The sequence below is a fragment of the Halomonas sp. 707D4 genome (assembly GCF_024158685.1).
Lineage (GTDB): Bacteria > Pseudomonadota > Gammaproteobacteria > Pseudomonadales > Halomonadaceae > Vreelandella.
Genome location: NZ_JAMZBD010000661.1, coordinates 1 through 1,359 on the forward strand (window position 1 = coordinate 1; position 1,359 = coordinate 1,359).

A 1,359-nucleotide genomic window follows, 5' to 3' on the forward strand; every position below is an offset into this window, starting at 1 on the left:
GCTGGAGAGCGAGCGGGCGATCTCCGGACCGATCAGCGCCACCATGCCCACCGGCCCCGCCACCGCCACCGCAAGCCCCGTGAGCACCACGGAGAGCGCGAGCACCTGCAGCCGGCAGGCACGCACCTTCACCCCGAGCCCGCAGGCCACCGCATCCTTGAAGCGCAGAAGCGAGAGCGAGCGCGCCAGCACCAGGGCCAGCAAGAGCCCTACCGCCAGCCCCACGCCCAGAAGCCATACCGCGCTCCCCGAGCGGGCGTTGAGCGTGCCCACGGTCCAGGGGTAGGCGGCGTTGGCGGTATCGATGGGCACCTTGGCGAGAAAGAACTGGGTGAGCGCACCGAACACCGCCCCCACGCCGATACCGGCGACGATGAACCGATACCCTTGAGTGCCGCTGCCGGCGGAAAGCCCGAAGGTGATCACGGCGGCGGTGGTGGCGCCGGCCAGCGCCATGGCCGGGGGCGCGATGGAAAACCCCATGCCCAGGATGGAGGCCACCGCAAAGGCCGTGGCGCCGTTGTCGATGCCGATGATGCCGGGGGTCGCCAGGCGATTGCGCGCCAGGGTCTGCATCAACACGCCCGCCAGGGCAAAGGCCGCGCCGGTGAAGCAGGCCGCCGCCAGGCGCGGCAGGCGAAGCTCCTGGACCATGAAGGTGGTCATCATGTCACCGCGCCCGGTGAGCGCGGCGATTACCTCGCCGGGCGATACCGCCACGCTGCCCAGGCTCAGGTAGAGCACGCCGACCACGGCGATGGCAAGCGCCAGCCCGGCGTTGACCGCCACGGCGCGGCGCTCGATAAGCACGCTGCGGGCGTTGCCGCGCGAGTGCCAGGCCAGGCGCCAGTAGCCCGGCGGGGTGAGCGCAGATGTGGCCTTGCGCTCAGCCATGCGGCGCGGGTGGCTTGTCGAGAAGCCCTCGAGGTAGCCGGGGGCGGAGGTTGTCTTGGTTGCCATAGTCGGTCATTGAGTGAATTAGAGCATGGGCAGGCGCCGGGCGCGAACCACCGCGATGAGCACCGGCGCCCCGCACAGCGCCGTGAGCACGCCAAGCGGCAGCTCCGAAGGCGCCACTACCACCCGCGAGACGATGTCGGCGCCGAGCACGATCAGAGGGCCGATCGGCAGGCAGAACCACAGCGTGCGGCGAATGTCCGGCCCGGTGAGCGCCCGGGCGACGAAGGGCACCACCAGGCCGACGAAGGCGATGGGGCCGGCAATCGCCGTGGCCGCCCCCACCAGCAGCGCCACGCAGCCGATCACGATCCAGCGGATCAGCCCCGGACGGTGGCCAAGCCCGGAGGCGGCGCGCTCGCCCAGCGCCAGCGCGGCCAAAGGCCGGGCGGTGAGCGCCAC

General features: G+C 71.7%; 2 protein-coding genes. Both read right to left on the reverse strand.

Features of this window, described 5'->3' with window-relative positions; genetic code table 11:
* Positions 1 to 894 (reverse strand): iron chelate uptake ABC transporter family permease subunit (locus BIS11_RS17695; protein ID WP_253586742.1); only part of this gene is annotated, 894 nt, incomplete at its 3' end.
* Positions 895 to 978: 84 nt separating this feature from the next.
* Positions 979 to 1,359: iron ABC transporter permease (locus BIS11_RS17700; RefSeq protein ID WP_253586741.1), on the reverse strand; the 381-nt coding region annotated here is incomplete at its 5' end.